This is a genomic window from Streptomyces sp. BK79 (genome assembly GCF_044142145.1).
Lineage (GTDB): Bacteria > Actinomycetota > Actinomycetes > Streptomycetales > Streptomycetaceae > Streptomyces.
This window is the reverse complement of sequence record NZ_JBHVOC010000009.1, coordinates 200,487-219,832: the sequence shown is the minus strand read 5'-3', so window position 1 is coordinate 219,832 and position 19,346 is coordinate 200,487. Positions and strand designations below refer to the sequence as shown.

The 19,346-nt window shown below is 72.6% G+C and carries 18 protein-coding genes; 10 read left to right on the top strand and 8 right to left on the bottom strand.

All coding sequences use genetic code 11. From position 1 onward, the window contains the following. The first annotated feature begins 71 nt into the window (after nucleotides 1-71). Nucleotides 72-1,178, top strand: a complete 1,107-nt coding sequence (locus tag ACFIF2_RS13960; protein ID WP_395572924.1) for a DUF5937 family protein — start codon at nucleotides 72-74, stop codon at nucleotides 1,176-1,178. Between the two features lie 74 nt (nucleotides 1,179-1,252). Here the strand turns inward: ACFIF2_RS13960 and ACFIF2_RS13955 are convergent, their stop codons facing one another. Further along, a complete protein-coding gene (locus tag ACFIF2_RS13955; protein ID WP_395572923.1) occupies nucleotides 1,253-1,927 on the bottom strand; it encodes a response regulator in 675 nt (224 codons plus the stop codon). Between the two features lie 83 nt (nucleotides 1,928-2,010). Further along, the gene (locus ACFIF2_RS13950; RefSeq protein WP_395572922.1) at nucleotides 2,011-3,213 is read right to left on the bottom strand and encodes a sensor histidine kinase; all 1,203 of its coding nucleotides are present in this window, start codon (nucleotides 3,211-3,213) and stop codon (nucleotides 2,011-2,013) included. 118 nt (nucleotides 3,214-3,331) lie between these two features. On the opposite strand from ACFIF2_RS13950, the gene ACFIF2_RS13945 reads away from it, so the two are divergent. Next, a complete protein-coding gene (locus ACFIF2_RS13945) occupies nucleotides 3,332-4,417 on the top strand; it encodes an SAM-dependent methyltransferase (RefSeq protein ID WP_395572921.1) in 1,086 nt (361 codons plus the stop codon). On the opposite strand, the gene ACFIF2_RS13940 is transcribed toward ACFIF2_RS13945, so the two are convergent. Further along, nucleotides 4,382-5,533 carry an NADH-quinone oxidoreductase subunit D gene (locus ACFIF2_RS13940; RefSeq protein WP_395572920.1) on the bottom strand — a complete coding sequence of 384 codons (1,152 nt, stop codon included), beginning with the start codon at nucleotides 5,531-5,533 and terminating at the stop codon, nucleotides 4,382-4,384. The genes ACFIF2_RS13945 and ACFIF2_RS13940 overlap by 36 nt on opposite strands. Nucleotides 5,534-5,564: 31 nt before the next feature. On the opposite strand from ACFIF2_RS13940, the gene ACFIF2_RS13935 reads away from it, so the two are divergent. Continuing rightward, the gene (locus ACFIF2_RS13935; protein ID WP_395572919.1) at nucleotides 5,565-6,095 is read left to right on the top strand and encodes a PH domain-containing protein; all 531 of its coding nucleotides are present in this window, start codon (nucleotides 5,565-5,567) and stop codon (nucleotides 6,093-6,095) included. After that, nucleotides 6,092-7,480: a PH domain-containing protein gene (locus ACFIF2_RS13930; RefSeq protein WP_395572918.1), complete on the top strand. Its 1,389-nt coding sequence runs from the start codon at nucleotides 6,092-6,094 to the stop codon at nucleotides 7,478-7,480. The genes ACFIF2_RS13935 and ACFIF2_RS13930 overlap by 4 nt, the downstream gene beginning before the upstream one ends. 29 nt (nucleotides 7,481-7,509) lie before the next feature. Here ACFIF2_RS13930 and ACFIF2_RS13925 read toward each other — a convergent pair whose 3' ends face one another. After that, complete coding sequence (locus tag ACFIF2_RS13925; RefSeq protein ID WP_395572917.1) at nucleotides 7,510-8,739, bottom strand: hypothetical protein; 1,230 nt, start codon at nucleotides 8,737-8,739, stop codon at nucleotides 7,510-7,512. 133 nt (nucleotides 8,740-8,872) lie between these two features. Further along, nucleotides 8,873-9,994, bottom strand: a complete 1,122-nt coding sequence (locus ACFIF2_RS13920) for an alpha/beta hydrolase (RefSeq protein WP_395572916.1) — start codon at nucleotides 9,992-9,994, stop codon at nucleotides 8,873-8,875. A gap of 208 nt (nucleotides 9,995-10,202) precedes the next feature. On the opposite strand from ACFIF2_RS13920, the gene ACFIF2_RS13915 reads away from it, so the two are divergent. The 6 genes from ACFIF2_RS13915 to ACFIF2_RS13890 all read left to right on the top strand — a co-directional run bounded on the left by ACFIF2_RS13915 (nucleotide 10,203) and on the right by ACFIF2_RS13890 (nucleotide 15,731). Then, a complete protein-coding gene (locus tag ACFIF2_RS13915) occupies nucleotides 10,203-12,014 on the top strand; it encodes a phosphatidylglycerol lysyltransferase domain-containing protein (RefSeq protein ID WP_395572915.1) in 1,812 nt (603 codons plus the stop codon). Nucleotides 12,015-12,464: 450 nt separating this feature from the next. Beyond that, a complete protein-coding gene (gene folP, locus ACFIF2_RS13910; protein ID WP_395572914.1) occupies nucleotides 12,465-13,385 on the top strand; it encodes a dihydropteroate synthase in 921 nt (306 codons plus the stop codon). Further along, nucleotides 13,382-13,885 carry a nuclear transport factor 2 family protein gene (locus ACFIF2_RS13905; RefSeq protein WP_395572913.1) on the top strand — a complete coding sequence of 168 codons (504 nt, stop codon included), beginning with the start codon at nucleotides 13,382-13,384 and terminating at the stop codon, nucleotides 13,883-13,885. Before folP ends, ACFIF2_RS13905 begins: the two co-directional genes overlap by 4 nt. A 329-nt stretch (nucleotides 13,886-14,214) precedes the next feature. Beyond that, on the top strand, nucleotides 14,215-14,574 hold the full coding sequence (gene folB, locus ACFIF2_RS13900) for a dihydroneopterin aldolase (RefSeq protein WP_011028954.1): 360 nt from the start codon (nucleotides 14,215-14,217) through the stop codon (nucleotides 14,572-14,574). Further along, nucleotides 14,571-15,182, top strand: a complete 612-nt coding sequence (folK, locus tag ACFIF2_RS13895; protein WP_395572912.1) for a 2-amino-4-hydroxy-6-hydroxymethyldihydropteridine diphosphokinase — start codon at nucleotides 14,571-14,573, stop codon at nucleotides 15,180-15,182. The genes folB and folK overlap by 4 nt, the downstream gene beginning before the upstream one ends. 60 nt (nucleotides 15,183-15,242) lie before the next feature. Next, complete coding sequence (locus ACFIF2_RS13890) at nucleotides 15,243-15,731, top strand: DUF3180 domain-containing protein (RefSeq protein ID WP_395572911.1); 489 nt, start codon at nucleotides 15,243-15,245, stop codon at nucleotides 15,729-15,731. Between the two features lie 48 nt (nucleotides 15,732-15,779). On the opposite strand, the gene folE is transcribed toward ACFIF2_RS13890, so the two are convergent. From folE to hpt, 3 genes are all read right to left on the bottom strand, one after another. Continuing rightward, the gene (gene folE / locus ACFIF2_RS13885) at nucleotides 15,780-16,385 is read right to left on the bottom strand and encodes a GTP cyclohydrolase I FolE (protein WP_395572910.1); all 606 of its coding nucleotides are present in this window, start codon (nucleotides 16,383-16,385) and stop codon (nucleotides 15,780-15,782) included. A 123-nt stretch (nucleotides 16,386-16,508) separates the two neighbouring features. After that, complete coding sequence (ftsH, locus tag ACFIF2_RS13880; RefSeq protein ID WP_395572970.1) at nucleotides 16,509-18,548, bottom strand: ATP-dependent zinc metalloprotease FtsH; 2,040 nt, start codon at nucleotides 18,546-18,548, stop codon at nucleotides 16,509-16,511. A gap of 194 nt (nucleotides 18,549-18,742) precedes the next feature. Further along, nucleotides 18,743-19,282: a hypoxanthine phosphoribosyltransferase gene (gene hpt, locus ACFIF2_RS13875; RefSeq protein ID WP_229831030.1), complete on the bottom strand. Its 540-nt coding sequence runs from the start codon at nucleotides 19,280-19,282 to the stop codon at nucleotides 18,743-18,745. Nucleotides 19,283-19,346: the final 64 nt, after the last annotated feature.

Sequence of the window (19,346 nt, the reverse complement as noted above, 5' to 3'; positions counted from 1 at the left end):
AAGGCCGGGGGAGGAAGCGGAGGAACGGGCTCCGCGGCGGCGTTGTCGGTGGCGGGGTGCACCATGAGGGCATGAGCGTGCGCATCGACATCGCGGGGCTGCGGCCGGAGAGGATCGCCGTGGTGCCCTCGCCCCTGGCCGAGCTGGGCATGGCCCTGCACGCCCTGTCGGAGCCCGGGCACCACCCGGGCCTCCAGGGCTGGGCGACGGGCGTCACCGCGCGGCTCGACCCGCACCTGGCCGACCGGATGTGCGAAGCCGACTTCCTGTGGCGGACGACGTTCTCGGACCTGTTCATGCCGTTCGCCGGCGTCCCGGGCCGCGGCACGCTGCCCGGCGCCACCCTCGCCGAGGACCTGGACCTACTCGACAAGCTGACCGACGAGCAGTTCGTGGATGCGGCCCTGGAGTTCACCTGCGCCCTGCCGTACAGCACGGGCGGGATCTCCGCGCTCGCGGACGCCGGGGTGCGCCGGCGCGCGCTGGAGCTGGCCGCAGCGCGGGGGCCGCAGCAGCTGCGCTTCAGCGAGCGGCTGCTGGCCGATCCGCCGCGGATCCGGGGCTGGCTGCGGCAGTTCGCGCGGGACTGCGACGAGGCGTTCTTCGCGGAAGCCTGGTCCCGGCTGCGCCACCAGCTCGCGGCGGACGCCCGCCACAAGACGGACCTGCTGCGCCGCAAGGGCCTCGCCGAGGCGTTGGCCGCCGTGTCCCCGGCCGTGTCACTGGACGAGGACGCCGCGCGGATCACGGTCGACAAGTTGGGCGAGGGCCGTTCGGCGACGGCGGACGGCGGGCTGCTGCTCGTCCCGACGAGCCTGGGCTGGCCGCACCTGATGGTCCTGCACCGGCACGGCTGGCAGCCGGTGCTGCACTACCCCGTCGGCTCCCCCGAGCCGGTCTCGCCGCCGTCGGTCGAGCAGCTCACCCTGCGCATGTCCGCGCTGTCCCACCCGGTCCGGATGCGGATCTGCCGCCACCTGGCCCGCAGCGCGTACACCACGAGCGAGCTGGCGCAGGCGCACGGCATGACGCCGCCGGAGATATCCCGCCACCTGGGCGTGCTGAAGAAGGCGGGCCTGATCACCACCCGCCGCCGCGGCCGGTACGTCCTGCACCAGCTGGACGTCACGGTGGTCGCCCGGCTGGGCGGCGACTTCCTGGAGGGGATACTCCGCTAGGGCCCGTCCGGCAGTCCCCGGACGCGCACGGCCGGGTCGGTCGCGCACCAGGCGCCGCAGCCCGCCCGCCCCCGTCAGCCCGCTCCGCCCCCGGCCCGCACCAGCCCGGTCTCGTAGGCGAGGACCACCACCTGCACCCGGTCGCGCAGGCCGAGCTTGGTCAGGATGCGGCCCACGTGCGTCTTCACGGTCGCCTCGGACAGCACGAGCCGGGCCGCGATCTCCCCGTTGGACAGGCCCTGCGCGACCAGCACCATCACCTCGCGCTCCCGCCCGGTGAGCCGCGCGAGTTCCTTGTGCCGGGGTTCCTGGCCGGTGGCCGGCAGCATCGGCGCGAACCGGTCCAGGAGCCGGCGGGTGGTCGAGGGGGCGACCACCGCGTCACCGCTGTGCACGGAGCGGATCGCGGCGAGCAGCTCGCCGGGCGGCACGTCCTTGAGCATGAAGCCCGAGGCGCCCGCCTTCAGCGCCGAGAAGGCGTACTCGTCGAGGTCGAAGGTGGTCAGGATCAGCACCTTCGGCGCGTCCGGGTCCGCACAGATCCGGCTGGTGGCCTCCACGCCGTCGAGCTTCGGCATGCGGACGTCCATCAGGACGACGTCCACGGCGGTCGAGCGCAGCACCTGGAGGGCCTCGACGCCGTCGCCCGCCTCCGCGACGACCTCCATGTCCGGCTGGGCGGCCAGCACCATCCGGAACCCGGTGCGCAGCAGCACCTGGTCGTCGACGAGCATGACGCGGATCGCCATCGAGTCCTCTTCCTTCTTCTCGGAGATGCCCTCCCGCACCCTCTTACAGGTGTCAACGCGGTACGCGCGTGAAAGGGCCGTCGTCAGTGTGCGGGCCGGAGCGGCAGCAGTGCGCTGATGCGGAATCCTCCGCCCGGCCGCGGGCCCGCGTCCAGGGTGCCGCCGACCATACCGATGCGCTCCCGCATGCCGATCAGGCCGTGGCCCTGGCCGTCGAGGCCGCCCTCCTCGTACAGCTCGTGCGGGGCGCCCTTCCCGTCGTCCTCGATGAGCAGTCCGAGCCCGTCGTCGAAGTAGACCAGCCGCACGCTCGCCCCCGCGTCCGGACCGCCGTGCTTGCGGGTGTTGGTCAGCGCCTCCTGGACGATGCGGTACGCGGTGAGTTCGACGCCGCTGGGCAGGGTGCGCGGAGTGCCCTCGATCTTGAAGTCGACCGGCAGCCCGGAGGTGCGGCACTGCTCGACGAGGTCCTCGATCTGCTGGACGTCGGGCTGCGGGACGTACTCCCCGGCCTCCTCGTGCTCGCCGGTGCGCAGCACGCCGAGCAGGCGGCGCATCTCGGCGAGGGCCTGGCGGCCGGTGGAGGAGATGGTCTCCAGGGCCTTCTTCGCCTGGTCGGGGGCGGTGTCGAGCACATAGGCGGCACCGTCCGCCTGGACCACCATCACGGAGACGTTGTGCGCGACGACGTCGTGCAGCTCGCGGGCGATCCGGGCGCGCTCGGCGGCGACCGCGACCTTGGACTGCGCCTCGCGCTCCTTCTCCAGCCGGGCGGCACGCTCCTCCAGCTGCGCGAAGTAGGCGCGGCGGGTGCGGATGGAGTCGCCCAGCACCCAGGCGAGGGCGAAGGGCACCGCCTGGAAGACCGTTATGGCGATGTTGCCGCCCATGCCCGCGTCCTCCATGGGCCAGCGCAGCTGGGCGACGGGAGCGGCGCAGAGCCCCGTGGCCAGCGCGGTCCGGGAGGCCCAGCGGGCGCCGGTCGCGGCCACGGTGTAGACGATCACCAGGAGGGCGAAGTCGGCCGGCATGGTCGGCACGTCCAGCACCACCTGCCCGAGGCCGAGCGCGACGCCGAGCAGCAGCATCTTCTCCGGCATGCGGCGGCGCAGCGCGATCACCAGGCACAGCAGCAGCACGAAGGGAACGATCAGCGCCGTGACGTCCGTCCCCCGGGCCTCCTGCTGCGGGGCCACGGACATGACGGAGATGCCGAGCAGGACGAGAGCCCAGAAACAGTCGACCCCGGTCGGGTGTCGGCGGAGAAAAGCGTAGAGGCGCTGCACGTGAACCAGCGTAGGGAAGCGGAATAGGTGCAGGGGTCAACCGGAGGGCCGATCCCTGCTCCCCGCGCGTACTCCGCAAGGTGGAGGCTCCGACCGTCTGTGCCCCTAGCCTGAGCCTGTGACGCAAGGGACAGCAGGGTTCAGAGGGGCTCAGGAAGCTCAAAGGGAATGGCGGGGCTGGAGGGAAGCCACGCTGGAGGCGCTCTACGGACCGGCCGGTTTCTACCGCGGACCGGAGGGTCCCGCAGGGCACTTCCGTACGTCCGTGCACGCGTCGCCGCTGTTCGCCGGGGCCGTGGCGCGGCTGCTGTGCCGCCTCGACGCGGCGCTGGGGCGGCCCGCGTCCCTGGCGTTCGTGGACATGGCGGCCGGGCGGGGCGAGCTGGTCACCGGCGTGCTGGCCGCGCTGCCCGCCGACGTGGCCGCCCGCACCCGCGCGTACGCCGTCGAGGTCGCCGGCCGCCCCGAGGGGCTGGACCCCCGGATCGAGTGGCTCGCCGAGCCGCCGCGCGGGGTGACCGGGCTGCTGTTCGCGAACGAGTGGCTGGACAACGTGCCGGTCGACGTGGCCGAGGTGGACGCCGCGGGCGTGGCCCGGCGAGTGCTGGTCCGGGACGACGGGACCGAGCGGCTCGGGGAGCCGGTGACCGGGGCGGACGCCGAGTGGCTGGCCCGGTGGTGGCCGCTGCCCGGCGAGGAGGGGCTGCGGGCGGAGATCGGCCTTCCCCGCGACGCGGCCTGGGCGTCCGCCGTGGCGACGCTGGACGCCGGGCTCGCCGTGGCCGCCGACTACGCGCACACCGCGGACGCCCGGCCGCCCTTCGGGACGCTCACCGGCTTCCGGGAGGGCAGGGAGACGCCGCCCGTGCCGGACGGGTCGTGCGACCTCACCTCGCACGTCGCGCTGGACGCGTGCGCGTCGGCCCACACCGAGAGGTGCGCTCCGGAGCACACGCCCCCGGACGCTCTGCTGCGCCCCCAGCGCGACGCCCTGCGGGCCCTGGGCCTCATCGGCGTACGCCCCCCGCTCGCGCTGGCCGCCACCGATCCGGCGGCGTACGTGCGCGCCCTCGCGGGGGCCTCGGAGGCCGCCGAGCTGACCGCGCCGGGCGGGCTGGGCGACTTCGTGTGGCTGCTCCAGCCGGTCGGGCCGCTCGACGCGGCCGCGCTACTTGTCGATGTCCCCGACCACGAAGAACAGTGATCCCAGGATCGCCACCATGTCCGCGACCAGCGTCCCCGGAAGCAGCTCCGCGAGCGCCTGGATGTTGTTGTACGACGCCGAGCGCAGCTTCAGCCGGTACGGGGTCTTCTCGCCCTTGCTGACCAGGTAGTAGCCGTTGATGCCGAGCGGGTTCTCGGTCCACGCGTACGTGTGTCCCTCGGGCGCCTTGAGCACCTTGGGGAGCCGCTGGTTGACCGGGCCCGGTTCCAGGCCGGCCAGGCGGTCCAGGCAGGCGTCGGCGAGGTCGAGGGCATTGTGGGTCTGCTCCAGGAGGCACTCGAAGCGGGCGAGGCAGTCGCCCTCGGTGCGGGTGACGACCTTCAGGGTGTCCTGGAGTTCGCCGTAGGCGAGGTACGGCTCGTCGCGGCGCAGGTCGAAGTCGACGCCGGACGCGCGGGCGATCGGCCCGCTGACCCCGTAGGCGTGCACGGCCTCGGGGCTCAGGACGCCCACGCCGCGCGTACGCCCCCGGAAGATCTCGTTGCCGAGCACCAGGTCGTCGAAGACGTCCATGCGCGAGCGCACGGCGGCGACGGCACCGCGCGCGCGGCCGGCCCAGCCGGCCGGCAGGTCCTCCTTGAGGCCGCCGACGCGGTTGAACATGTAGTGCATGCGCCCGCCGGAGACCTCCTCCATGACGTTCTGGAGGACCTCACGCTCCCGGAAGGCGTAGAAGACCGGGGTGATGCCGCCCAGCTCCAGGGGGTACGACCCGAGGAACATCAGGTGGTTCAGCACCCGGTTCAGCTCCGCGAGCAGGGTCCGCGTCCACACCGCGCGCGGGGGGACCTCCATGCCGAGCATCCGCTCGACGGCGAGGACCACGCCCAGTTCGTTGGAGAACGCCGACAGCCAGTCGTGGCGGTTGGCGAGCACGATGATCTGACGGTAGTCCCGGGCCTCGAACAGCTTCTCCGCGCCCCGGTGCATGTAGCCGATCACGGGTTCCGCGCTGGTGATGCGTTCGCCGTCCAGGACGAGCCTGAGCCGCAGCACGCCGTGCGTGGACGGGTGCTGGGGCCCGATGTTGAGCACCATGTCGGTGCTCTCCGCGGCGCCGCCGATGCCGACCATGGTCTCCGTCGTAGGAGTCATGGACACAGTCTCCCCTACGTACGCTGGCCCCATGGAGACGGGGAGCCCTGACGACACGGGCACGACGGGTGCGGCGCGGGCGGCCGGGACGGCGCCGGACGAGCCGGTGTGGACCGGCCTGCCACCGGGACTGCTCCGCATGCGGCGCCTGCTGCTGGTGGTGTGGCTGGGCCTGCTCACGCTCGCCGCGGGCGTGCTGCCCGCACTGTTCCTCGGCCCCGCCTGGGCGGCCCTGGCCCTGCTGCCGCTGGCCCTGGCGGTCTGGGGCTGGGTGATGCTGGAACGCAACTGGCGCTCCTGGCGGTACGCCGAGCGCGCCGACGACCTGCTGATCTGCCGGGGCGTGCTGTGGCGGGAGGAGACCGTCGTCCCGTACGGCCGCATGCAACTGGTCGAGGTGACCTCCGGGCCGGTCGAACGGCACTTCGGCCTGGCCAGCGTGCAACTGCACACGGCCGCCGCCGCGACCGACGCGACCATCCCTGGCCTCGATCCGGCCGAGGCGGAACGTCTCCGCGACCGGCTCACCGAGCTGGGCGAGGCCCGATCGGCGGGGCTGTGACGACGCCGGACGCGGGAGACGGCACGACCGGCCCGGCGAAGGACACCGCCACCTCCCCGGAGGCCGCCCCCGACCCCGCCCCTCCCGGTACCGGCGTCGTGGAGCGGCGGTTGCACCCCGTCACGCCGCTGCGGCGGGCGTGGGCGCCGCTCGCCGTGATCGTCGGCTGGGCCGTGCACGACCCCGACCAGGCGCAGCGCCAGCTGGAACGGCTGACCACCACCACGCTGCTGGCCGGCCTCGCCGTACTGATCCCGGCCGCCGCCCTGTACGGCTTCCTGACCTGGTGGTTCACCCACTTCGCGGTGACCGACACGGAGCTGCGCATCCGTACCGGACTGCTGTTCCGGCGCACCGCGCACATCCGCCTGGAGCGGATCCAGGCCGTCGACGTCACCCAGCCGTTGCTAGCCCGCGTCGCGGGGGTCGCCAAACTGAAACTCGACGTCATAGGCACCGGCAAGAAGGACGAACTGGCCTTCCTGGGCGCCGACGAGGCGAGCGCGCTGCGGGCCGAGCTGCTCGCCCGCGCGGCCGGCCTCGCCCCCGAGACCGCGCACGAGGTCGGCGAGGCGCCCTCCCGCCAACTGCTGCACGTGCCGCCCCGGGTCCTCGCCGTCTCACTGCTGCTGACCGGCGCGACCTGGGGCACGCTGATCGCCGCCGTCGTCGTACCGACGCTGCTGTGGCTGGCCACCCACAACCTGTGGACGGTGCTGGCGACCGCCCTGCCCCTGCTGGGCGCCGCGGGCGCGAGCAGCGCGGGCCGGTTCGTCGGGGAGTACGACTGGACCGTGGCCGAGTCCCCGGACGGGCTCCGCATCGACCGCGGGCTGCTGGACCGCACGCACGAGACGGTGCCGCCGGGCCGGGTGCAGACCGTGCGGATCGTGGAACCGCTGCTGTGGCGGCGCCGGGGCTGGGTACGGGTGGAGCTGGACGTGGCCGGGTCGTCGAACTCCGTCCTGCTGCCGGTCGCCCCGCGCGGGATCGCGGAGGCGGTCGTCGCGCGGGTGCTGCCCGGGGTGACCGTCCCCGCGGGGACGGAGCTGTCCCGCCCGCCGCGCCGCGCCGCGCGGTGCACACCGCTGTGGTGGCGCGGTTACGGGCTCGCGGTGACCGACACGGTCTTCGCCGCCCGGTACGGGCTGCTGCGCCGCAGCCTGGCGCTGGTGCCGCACGCCAAGGTGCAGAGCGTCCGCCGTACGCAGGGCCCCTGGCGGCGGGCGCTGCGGCTGGCGGACGTACGGGTGGACACGGGCGCGAACAAGACGGTGACCGCGCGGCTGCGCGACGCCGACGAGGCGGCACGGCTGCTGCACGCCCAGGCGGAACGGTCCCGCACCGGACGCCGGGACGCCCCGCCGGACCGCTGGATGGCCTGAACCGACCTCACCGGCCCGGCCGGCCGGCGTCAGGACACCGCGCTGCGCAGCCCCTGTACGTCGATCTGCTCCGTCTCGTCGTGCGCCGTCAGGTCGATCACCTGGCCGACCCCCCGGGACTCCTCGCCGGCCGGTTTGAACCCGGCCTCCGTCTCGGCCTTGTGGAGGGCGAGGGCCTCCTGGCCGACGACGTCGGCGAGGTCCTCGTTCTGGACGGCCTCCAGAGCCTCGGGCGACGACGCCCCGTCCTCGGCGTCCTTCGTGCCGAAGAAGTCGAATCCGCCCTCGACCCCCGGCCGCCGAGCCGGAGCCGTCGGTACGACGGCCACCGCGGTCGGCACCGCGAAGTGACCGGAGCCCTCCCGGGTGGGCTGGGTGGGCTGGGTGGTCTGGGTGGGCGCGGGCGGCTCGTCGGACCGGCCGGAACCGGTCACCGGGGAGGCGTCGGTGCGCCCGTGCCCGTCGGCCGCGTCGGACGGCCCGGGCCCCTCGCCCTCCTGCGCGGTCTCGGCCGCCGCGCTCTCGCCGCCGCCACCGCCGTCCCCGTCGTCACCGCCGTCCGGGCCGTCGGGCGTCTCCCCGTCGAACCGCGCGAGTGCCGCGTTCGCCCGCAGGAACAGCCGGGAGCCCTCGGGCGAGAACACCGCCGGCGCCTCCTCGTCCCGCGTCTTTCCCGCCACCGCGCCGTCGGCCCGCGCATCGCCAACCGGAGTATCGACGACCGCCGTCTCGTCGACCGCCGTCTCCCGCACCGTCTCCGGCACCGGCGCCTGTCGCGCCGCCGGCAGCGCACGCGCCTGCGGCACGGCCTCTATCTCCAGCAGGCGACGCCCCTCCAGCGCGCTGGCGCGCTCGGTCTCCGCCGTGGCGTAGCGACGCAGCAGGGCGGCGTGCTCGTTGCGCAGCCCCGCCAGCTCCGTGCGCTTGGCGCGCAGCCGGTGCTCCAGCTTCACGCGCAGCTCGCGCGACTCCTCCAGGTCGGACTCCAGTTCGGCGACCCGCTCCTCGTAACGCCACTCATCGCTCGCCCGCGCGCGCGTGAGGTCCGCGACGCGCCTGCCCGCCTGCGCGTCCCAGTGCCGCATGACGACCGCGCCCACGACGGCCGTCACCGCGGCGGCCGCGGCCAGGGAGCGAAGGATCATCGCTTCGCTGAACACCCAGGGGCCGAGGGCGCAGACGACCGAGACGCCTGCGATCGCCGACGGAGGAAGCAGCCTGTGCAAGGGCGGGGAATGGCGGTGACGTCCACGTGGCATGGCCAGAAACTTACCGCGCGTAGGCGTTTCTTGGCGCCCCGCCCCACAAAAACACCGTCATCTCGGACGCGTTCACAAGGCGTCGGCATTCCACACATCCACCGGCGGGCGAATTAATCAAGATCATTCCTACTCACCGCGCGGGGAGCCGCTCGCTGAGCCACCGCAGGGTCGCGGGAATCTCACGTCGCCAGGTATGGAAGTTGTGCCCGCCGCTTTCCAGGATGACCGACGAGATCCGCGTCGGCTCCTTGTCCTTCACCCGCTCGATGAACTCCAGCGTGTCCCGGTAGTTCGTCTCACCGGTCCTACTGCTGGTGACGAGCAGTGAAGTGTCCGGTGCGGGCATCTTCTCGAGGTACCACCACAGATTCGCCCGGTTCCTGAGCCCCTCGTCGCCCTGGAAGAGGTCGCCCGTGGTGGGATCGCTGGGCGCGTCGTAGTAGGCGGACAGCCCGGCCCCCGCTCCGAACACCCCGGGATGGTGCAGGGCGAGCTTCAGGGCGCAGTACCCGCCGGTCGAGTTGCCGACCACACCCCAGCTCCCCCGCCCGCCGTCCACGCGGTAGTGGGCGCCCACGGCTTCGGGAAGGTCCTCGGCGAAGAACGACTCCGTCCGCGGCCCGCCCGGCACGTCCACGCACTCCGTGTCGCGCGGCGGCGCCACCGTGGGCCGCAGCATCACCAGGATCATCGGCCTCATCCGGCCGGCCCGGGCCAGTTCCAGCGCCGTACGCGGATAGTGCAGCTTGTCCACGAGGGCCGAAGCGGTCCCCGGATAGCCCGTCAGGACGACGGCCGCGGGGAACGTACGGGTGCGGTGGCGCGCCTGGAAGTACTCCGGCGGCAGGTAGACGTACGCGGACGACGCGATCCGCGTCGTACGCCCGACGACCCGAATCTCCTGGATCCGGCCGGCGTCCTCCGGTCGCGCCCCGCCCGCCGGCACCACCCGCCGCTCGCCGACGACCCTCAACGACCCGCTCCCGCCGGCGGAGTGGTCGACGACCACCCCCTGACCGTCCTCCCGGCCGAACAGGTCGGCCCAGCTCCCGTAGAACCCGAAGGACCGGTTGGCGACCAGGCCGACCGCGGCGAAGACCGCCACCTGGGTGGCGAGCAGCAGCCCCACCCGCCCGAGCACGGCCCGCACGCCCCGCCCGGCCAGTCGCGGCCACAGCCACACCGTGCCGGCGAACAGCAGCACGCCGCACAGGACCGCCAGCGCCGGCACCTCGTCACTCGTGAGACCCATACGTCCCCACCCGCCTGCACTTTCCTCGCGCCCGCGCCCGGACCTCCGGCCCAGGCCACCCTCCGGTGTTTCCGACGACGGGGAGTGAACCCCACCCGCCAAGACACCGTCCTAGAGGGCGCAATGTCGCCGGATGCCCGAAACGGGGCCCGGATCCAACGTCTCTCGCGGAACCACAGGTGCGATGTCTGTCAGGACAGATGAGGAAATGTCGGGTGGGGTTCCGACGAAACCCCGTGGCACGCGACGCGTGTTGCACGGCCCTCGCCCGGAACGCGTCCCCCTCCTCGTCGGCCGCGCGTGCGCTCTCGTCGGCCTGCTGGACATCGCCGCCGGCGTCTTCCCGCGCTTCCGGCACAGCCGTGTGCACGCCCTCGCCGAGGTCCTCCCCGGCGCCTTCGGCCCCTTCGCCGCGGCCCTCTCCCTCAGCGCCGGCGTCCTGCTCCTCCTCCTCGCCCACGGGCTCAAGCGCCGCAAGCGAAGGGCGTGGCGCGCGGCGGTCGCCCTGCTCCCCCTCGGCGCGGTCGCCCAGTTCACGTACCGCCACTCCCTCCTCGGCGTACTGATCTCCCTCGCGCTGCTCCTGCCGCTGCTGCGCCACCGCGACCAGTTCGCGGCCCTCCCCGACCCCCGCAGCCGCTGGCGGGCCCTGGCCAACCTCGTCCTCATGAGCGCCGGTTCCGTCGTCCTCGGCCTCCTGGTCGTCAACGCCCACCCGCACCGCATGGTCGGCGCCCCGAGCCTGGCCGACCGCCTCACCCACGTCCTCTACGGCCTGTTCGGCGTCGAGGGCCCGGTCGACTACCGGGGCGACACCTCCTGGACGGTCGCCTTCTCCCTCGGCGCCCTCGGCCTCCTGACCGCCGTCACCACCATCTACCTGGCCTTCCGCCCCGAACACCCCGCGGCCCGCCTCACCGAGGACGACGAGACCCGGCTGCGCGCCCTCCTCGCCCGGCACGGGGGCCGCGACTCCCTCGGCCACTTCGCGCTGCGCCGCGACAAGGCGGTCGTCTTCTCCCCCAGCGGCAAGGCGGCCGTCACCTACCGCGTCGTGTCCGGCGTGATGCTGGCCAGCGGCGACCCGATCGGGGACGTGGAGGCCTGGCCGGGCGCCATCGAACGCTTCATGGACGAGGCCCGCGCCCACTCCTGGACCCCCGCCGTCATGGGCTGCTCCGAGACCGGCGGCGAGGTGTGGACCCGGGAGACCGGCCTCGACGCCCTCGAACTGGGAGACGAGGCGGTGGTGGACGTGGCGGATTTCTCCCTCGCCGGCCGCGCGATGCGCAACGTGCGCCAGATGGTCAAGCGCATCGAGCGCGCCGGTTACGAGACCCGCGTACGGCGCGTGGCTGACCTCTCCGACGCCGAACTGGACCGCGTCCGCCGCGCCGCCGACGCCTGGCGCGGCACGGACACCGAGCGCGGCTTCTCGATGGCCCTGGGCCGCGTCGGCGATGCCTCCGACGGCGACTGCCTGATAGCGACCGCGCACAAGCCGGACGCCGAGCCCGGCGAGTACGGCGACCTCAAGGCGGTCCTCCACTTCGTCCCGTGGGGCACCGACGGCGTCTCCCTGGACCTCATGCGCCGCGACCGCGCGGCCGACCCCGGCATGAACGAGCTGCTGATCGTGGCCGCGCTCCAGGCCGCGCCGAGGCTGGGCATCGCCCGTGTCTCCCTGAACTTCGCCATGTTCCGCGCGGCGCTCGCGCGGGGCGAGAAGATCGGCGCGGGCCCGGTGCTCCGTGCGTGGCGCGGCCTGCTCGTCTTCCTCTCCCGCTGGTTCCAGATCGAGTCCCTGTACAAGTTCAACGCGAAGTTCCGCCCCCGCTGGGAGCCGCGCTTCGTGGTCTACCGCGCCTCCGCCGACCTCCCCCGCATCGGCTTCGCCGCCCTCCAGGCCGAGGGCTTCGTCACCCTCGCCCCACCGCTCCCCCGCGTCCTGCGCCGCCACACACCGGCACGCCGCCCTTGCGCGCACCGGGTGGCGGAGGGGGACGCGCGAGCGGCGTGAGCCACACGGCCGACGCCTGCCGGGCACCCGGCACGGGGTGGGTGACGCGGCCCGGCGTAGCGGGGTGCCGTGGGTTGCGCGGGTGGGGTGTCGCGGCCCGGCGCTACGGGGTGCCGCTGCGCCCACCCGTGCCGCCCCAGCGGCACGACTGCCCGCAGCTAGGCGGGAGGCGGCCCGCAGCTAGGGGCGGCAGGCGGCGGCCCGCAGCTGCGGGGGAACGGGCGGATAGCCGCGTACGGCGGGAAGGGGACGGGCCGGGGGGTGTCCGCCCGCAGCGGTTGGCGCGTCAACGCCTCCCACTTCTGTGGCCGACCGATTCCGCGCCGTTCCGAGGACGGACACCCCCCGGCCCGGCCCCGACCCACCCGACCACGCACCGCGCCACCCGCACCCCCACCCACCCCGCACAGGCCGCCGCAGGCACTCACCCGCTGGGCCTAGGGTGAACACATGAGCAAGCAGACCGCCCGCCGCCGCCACGACCTGGCGGGGCTGCCCGCATGGGACCGCTGCGCGGTCATGGGAGTCGTCAACGTGACCCCCGACTCCTTCTCCGACGGCGGCCGCTTCTTCGACACCACGGCCGCCATCAAGCACGGCCTCGACCTCGTCGCCGAGGGCGCCGACCTCGTGGACGTGGGCGGCGAGTCCACCCGCCCCGGCGCGACCCGCGTCGACGAGGACGAGGAGCTCAGGCGCGTGGTCCCCGTCGTCCGCGGCCTGGCCTCCGAGGGCGTGACGGTCTCCGTCGACACCATGCGCGCCTCCGTCGCCGAGCAGGCCCTAGCCGCCGGCGCCGCCCTGGTCAACGACGTCAGCGGCGGCCTCGCCGACCCCCGGATGATCCCGGTCGTCGCCGACTCCGGCGCCCCCTTCGTCGTCATGCACTGGCGCGGCCTCCTGGAGGCCGGCAACGTCAGGGGCGTGTACGACGACGTCGTCACCGAGGTCGTCGACGAGCTGCACGCGCGCGTGGAGGCCGTCCTGGAGGGCGGCATCGCCCCCGACCGCATCGTCGTCGACCCCGGCCTCGGCTTCTCCAAGGACGCCGAACACGACCTCGTCCTCCTCGCCCACCTCGACCGCCTCCTCGGCCTCGGCCACCCCCTCCTCGTCGCCGCCTCCCGCAAGCGCTTCCTCGGCCGCGTACTCTCCGGCCCCGGCACGCCCCCGCCCCCCGCGCGGGAGCGCGACGCGGCCACCGCCGCCGTCTCCGCCCTCGCGGCGCACGCCGGCGCGTGGGCGGTACGCGTCCACGAGGTCCGCGCCACCGCCGACGCGGTACGGGTCGCCCGCGCCGTCGAGGGCGCCCGCACCGCCGAGGGTGCCCGCACCGCCGACGGCGCCCGCGCGGCAGAAGGAGCCCGGTGAACGCACCGCACATCGACGTCGAACAGGTCGAGGCGGCCAACACCGCCTTCTACGAAGCGCTGGAGCAGGGCGACTTCGAGAAGGTGTCCCGGTTCTGGCTCGCCCCCTCCGACCTGGGCATCGACGAGTCGTACCACGACCCGGCCGACGCCGGCGTGGTCTCCTGCGTGCACCCCGGCTGGCCGGTACTCACCGGCCGCGGCGAGGTACTCCGCTCGTACGCCCTGATCATGGCGAACACGGACTACATCCAGTTCTTCCTGACCGACGTCCACGTCTCCGTCACCGGCGACACCGCCCTGGTGACCTGTACGGAGAACATCCTCAGCGGCGGCCCCGCCCCCGAGGGCGGCGACGAGCTGGGCCCGCTCGTCGGCCAGCTCGTGGTCGCCACCAACACGTACCGGCGCACACCCGCCGGCTGGAAGCTCTGGTCCCACCACGCCTCCCCCGTCATGGCCGAGTCCGAGGACGAGGAGGGCGAGGACACCCCTCCCTGACCGGCCCAGGGCACCTCCCCCGACCGGGCGAGGCCCCCCTCCCCGAACCGGGCGAGGCCCCCTCCCCGAACCGGTCCAGACCCCCCTCCCCGAACGGGAGGAACCAATAAGTGGTTGGAATCACGGACCGCCGGGTATGGGCGGCTACCAACCCGTGATCCACCGGCACCGCCGGGGAGAACGCCCGGTGAAACCTGCCGGTCTCCCCCGGCCCCCCACACCCCGTGGCCCGGCCCTGTCGGTGCTCACGGGTAGATTCGACTGTGGCCGTCGTACCGCCCGCACGCGGTACGGACCGGCCGAGACCGACGACTGCAGGAGTGATTCGCGTGGATCGTGTCGCGCTGCGCGGCCTGAAGGCCCGCGGGCACCACGGTGTGTTCCCCAAGGAGCGCGAGGACGGCCAGACCTTCCTCGTGGACATCGTCCTTGGCCTGGACACCCGGCCGGCCGCGGCCGACGACGACCTGGCGAAGACCGTGCACTACGGCATCGTGGCCGAGGAGGTCGTGGCCGTCGTGGAGGGCGAGCCCGTCAACCTCGTCGAGACGCTCGCCGAGCGCATCGCCCAGGTCTGTCTGAAGCACGAGGGGGTCGAGGAGGTCGAGGTCTGCGTCCACAAGCCGGACGCGCCGATCACCGTCCCCTTCGACGACGTGACCGTCACCATCATCCGGAGCCGTGTATGAGCACCTCGTTCACCGAGGGTCCCAGCGACCCGACCGTCCAGCCGGTGCCCGCCTCCGTCATCGAGCAGGTCGACGCGGCCGACGCCACCCTGTCCAACCCCAAGCGCGCCGTGATCGCCCTCGGCGCCAACCTCGGCAACCGCCTGGAGACCCTCCAGGGCGCCATCGACGCCCTGGAGGACACCCCGGGCGTGCGCGTCAAGGGCGTCTCGCCGGTGTACGAGACGGAGCCCTGGGGCGTCGCCCCGGACAGCCAGCCCTCGTACTTCAACGCGGTCGTGATCCTCAAGACCACCCTGCCCCCGTCCTCCCTCCTGGAGCGGGCGCACGCCGTCGAGGAAGCCTTCCACCGGGTCCGCGACGAGCGCTGGGGGCCGCGCACCCTCGACGTCGACATCGTCGCCTACGCCGACGTCGTCTCCGACGACCCGCAGCTCACCCTCCCCCACCCGCGCGCCCACGAACGCGCCTTCGTCCTCGCCCCCTGGCACGACGTGGAACCCGACGCCCAGCTGCCGGGTCACGGCCCGGTCGCCGCCCTCCTCGACTCCGTCACCCTGGACGGCGTCGCGACCCGCGCCGACCTGGAACTCCGGCTGCCCGAGTAGTCGTTAAGGTCGACAAGGTCAGGACGACCACGCAGGGGACCGAAGGGACACCGGGACACCGTGAAAGAGTTGCGCATCAGGGTGCTGGCCGGCGTGTTCGTCGTCGCGGGGATCCTGTCCTGGGCGGGCGCCCGCCTGTGGAACTCGGTGGGGAACCTCCCGAGCGTCCCCCTGGCCGCCCCCATCGTCCTCGCGCTGATCGCCGTGGTCCTGCTGGCCACGGCGCTCTCGCTGCGCGCCCGGCTGAAGGCCCAGCGCGAGCGCGTCCCCGGCGCCAAGGGCGTCGACCCGATGATGGCGGCGCGCGCGGTCGTCTTCGGCCAGGCCAGCGCCCTGGTGGCCGCCCTCGTCGCCGGTGTGTACGGCGGCATGTGCGTCTTCCTGCTGGAGCTGCTCGACGTCCCGCCGCGCCGGGACCAGGCCATCTACGCCGGCTTCTCGGTCCTGGCGGGCGTCGCCGTCATAGCGGCGGCGATCTTCCTGGAGCGCGTCTGCAAGCTCCCGGAGGACGAGGACGACGACCACCCGGGCACGGCGACACCGGCCTGACCTGACGCCCCACGCCCCTCGGCGACCGCCACCCGAAACCCTTCGGCGTCAGCGCGCCATGATCAGACTCATCGCCTCGTTGCGCGTGGCGACATCCCGCAGCTGCCCGCGCACCGCGGACGTGAGGGTCTTGGCGCCGGGCTTGCGGATACCGCGCATCGACATGCACATGTGCTCGCACTCCACGACGACGATCACGCCGCGCGGCTCCAGGATCTCCATCAGGGAGTCCGCGACCTGCGTGGTGAGACGTTCCTGCACCTGAGGGCGCCGGGCGTAGACGTCCACGAGACGGGCCAGCTTGGACAGTCCCGTGATCTTGCCGTTGGTGGCCGGAATGTAGCCCACGTGCGCCACGCCACGGAACGGCACGAGGTGGTGCTCGCAGGTCGAGAAGACCTCGATGTCCTTCACCAGGACCATCTCGTCGTGCCCGAGGTCGAACGTGGTCGTCAGCACGTCCCCCGGCTCCTGCCACAGCCCCGCGAATATCTCCCGGTACGCCCGCGCCACCCGCGCCGGCGTCTCCTTCAGGCCCTCGCGGTCCGGGTCCTCACCGACGGCGATCAGCAGTTCCCGTACGGCGTTCTCGGCCCGCTTCTCGTCGAACTCGCCGATCTGGCCCTCGCCGTCCAGCGTCACGGGGTCGGTCATCTGATGCCTCGTTCCTGATCCTGTACTGCGGTCGGCATACGGCAATGCCGCGCCCCCCAAGGCTAGAACCTGGGGGGCGCGGCATGCATTCCGGGCCTGGTGGGGCCGCCGGGAGTGGCCGGGTCAGCTCTCCGGGCGGTCCTCCGGGGTCCGTTCCGGAGCCGGGGCGGGCTCCGCCGTGGTGCTCTTGGCGGTGGAGATCGCCGCCGGGGCGCCGTTCGCTCCGTTCGTCAGTGCCAGCTCCTTGGGGGAGAGCACCGGCGGACGGGTCGAGGGCGTACGGCGGGAGGAACCGGTCCAGGCGGGCCGGGCCGGACGCTTGACGATCTGGGAGAAGATCTCGGCGATCTCCTCCTTGCCCAGCGTCTCCTTCTCCAGCAGCGCGAGGACGAGGTTGTCGAGGACGTCGCGGTTCTCGACCAGGATCTCCCAGGCCTCGTTGTGCGCCGTCTCGATGAGCTTCTTGACCTCTTCGTCGACCAGCGCGGCGACCTCTTCCGAGTAGTCGCGCTGGTGCGCCATCTCACGCCCGAGGAACGGCTCGGTGTTGTCGCCACCGAACTTGATCGCGCCCAGACGCTCGGTCATGCCGTACTGCGTGACCATCGCCCGAGCCAGGCCGGTGGCCTTCTCGATGTCGTTGGCGGCACCCGTCGTCGGGTCGTGGAAGACCAGTTCCTCGGCCGCGCGGCCGCCCAGCATGTAGGCGAGCTGGTCGAGCATCTCGTTGCGCGTGGTCGAGTACTTGTCCTCGTCCGGGAGCACCATCGTGTAACCGAGGGCCCGGCCTCTCGACAGGATGGTGATCTTGTGGACCGGGTCGGAGTTCGGCGAGGCCGCCGCGACCAGGGCGTGACCGCCCTCGTGGTACGCGGTGATCTTCTTCTCCTTGTCCGACATGATCCGGGTCCGCTTCTGCGGGCCCGCGACCACCCGGTCGATCGCCTCGTCCAGCATGTGGTTGTCGATCAGCTTCTGGTCGCTGCGGGCCGTCAGGAGGGCGGCCTCGTTCAGCACGTTGGCCAGATCGGCACCGGTCATGCCGGGCGTACGGCGGGCGACGGCCGACAGGTCGACGTCCGGAGCGACCGGCTTGCCCTTCTGGTGGACCTTGAGGATCTCCAGACGGCCCTGCATGTCCGGACGGTCGACGGCGATCTGCCGGTCGAAACGGCCGGGACGCAGCAGCGCCGGGTCGAGGATGTCGGGCCGGTTCGTGGCGGCGATGAGGATCACGCCGCCCTTCACGTCGAAGCCGTCCATCTCGACGAGCAGCTGGTTGAGGGTCTGCTCGCGCTCGTCGTGACCGCCGCCCAGGCCGGCGCCGCGGTGGCGGCCGACCGCGTCGATCTCGTCGACGAAGACGATCGCCGGAGCGTTCGCCTTGGCCTGCTCGAACAGGTCGCGCACCCGGGAGGCACCGACACCGACGAACATCTCGACGAAGTCGGAACCGGAGATCGAGTAGAACGGCACGCCCGCCTCGCCCGCGACGGCACGCGCGAGCAGGGTCTTGCCGGTGCCGGGCGGGCCGTACAGCAGCACGCCCTTGGGAATCTTGGCGCCGACGGCCTGGAACTTGGCCGGTTCCTGGAGGAACTCCTTGATCTCGTGGAGTTCCTCGACGGCCTCGTCCGAACCGGCGACGTCCGAGAACGTCGTCTTCGGGGTGTCCTTGGTGATGAGCTTCGCCTTGGACTTGCCGAAGTTCATGACGCGGGAGCCGCCGCCCTGCATCTGGTTCATCAGGAAGAGGAAGATGACCACGATGAGGACGAACGGGAGCAGGGTGATCAGCAGCCCGACGAACGGGTTCTGCTTGGACGGCGACACGGTGTAGCCGTCGGTGATCTGCTTGTCCTGGTACTTGTTCTGCAGGGTATTGGCGATGTCGACGCCCTGGTCGCCGATGTAGCTCGCCTGGATCTTCGAGCTGCCCTCGACCTTTTCGCCGTCCTTGAGCTGAACCTTGATGTTCTGCTCGTCGCCGGTGGTCAGCTTGGCCGACTCGACCCTGTTGTCGTTGATCGCCTGGACGACCTGGCCCGTGTCCACCGTCTTGTAGCCGCCGGACGAGCCGACGACCTGCATCAACACGACCACGGCAAGGACGGCCAGCACGATCCACATGACCGGCCCACGGAAGTATCGCTTCACGTCCATCCACACGGAGCGGTGCCGCCCCGTCCCTCCTGCCATAGTGAGTTTGATAAGACAGTTCTTCTGACGGTACCCCAGCCGGGCCGCGCTCAGCCGCACGGACCGCTGGCGTCCCGTCTGCATGCTCCAACGGCGCGGAGGCCTCCGGGGTTCCCGGCGGCCCCCCGAAACGCCGCGGAACCCGCTACAGGGCCGCCTCAGCCGCCGTAGACGTGGGGCGCGAGCGTACCGACGAACGGCAGGTTGCGGTACTTCTCGGCGTAGTCGAGGCCGTAGCCGACGACGAACTCGTTGGGAATGTCGAACCCGACCCACTCCACGTCGATGGCGACCTTCGCCGCGTCGGGCTTGCGCAGCAGCGTGCACACCTTCAGCGAGGCGGGCTCGCGCGAGCCCAGGTTGGAGATCAGCCAGGACAGGGTCAGGCCGGAGTCGATGATGTCCTCGACGATCAGGACGTGCTTGCCCTTGATGTCGGTGTCGAGGTCCTTGAGGATCCGCACCACGCCGGAGGACTGGGTGCCCGCGCCGTACGAGGACACCGCCATCCAGTCCATGGTGACGGGGGTGGACAGCGTGCGCGCGAGGTCGGCCATGACCATCACGGCGCCCTTGAGCACACCGACGATGAGCAGGTCCTTGCCCGCGTACTCCGCGTCGATCTTCGCGGCCAGCTCGGCCAGCTTCGCGTCGATCTCTTCCTTGGTGATGAGTACCTTCTCGAGGTCGGCACCCATGTCGTTCGCGTCCACCCGCATCACTTTCGGTCGTCCCACCGGCCACTCCGCACCGCCCCGGCGA